General features: G+C 38.9%; 1 pseudogene. It reads left to right on the top strand.

Annotated elements, in window-relative coordinates:
• Nucleotides 1–327: 327 nt before the first annotated feature.
• A pseudogene (locus tag R7Q46_RS30615) lies at nucleotides 328–506 on the top strand (cell division protein DedD); the annotation flags it as partial.

Consider the following 506-nt stretch of genomic DNA (forward strand, 5'->3'; position numbering starts at 1 on the left):
CATAAATTGCGTAAAATGTTTCTAAATGTAATTAATTGAAACGGGCCGAAATAAAGTTGATGCATTTGAAATCATTTTCAGATCTTCATTCACCCCACAATATAAGCAACCTCTAATCATCAATGTGATGTATGACTCATTCGTTTGCCAATTTTGACCAATAAACTCATCAATAAAGGCGGAATTGTTGCTTAGAGCTGAACAAACTCTCCTCGATTAACCATGAAAACGAATCGCTTTCACTGTAATGCTCGTATTTCGACTATTTTTTAAAAAAAAATGGGTTATCATTCAGATAATTCAAAGCCTTCGACCGAGAGGATGAGCATGATTTCTAAATGGGCGAAACGTTTTTACCAAATGGCTGAACTGGTGGCGTCTTGGAGTAAAGACCCTTCAACGCAGGTAGGTGCGGTGATCACTAAACAGAACCGCATTGTTTCTGTTGGCTTTAACGGTTATCCACACGGTGTTTCGGACAGTGTAGACACCGACGAACGTGAACT

The organism is Vibrio sp. 811, from assembly GCF_033339195.1.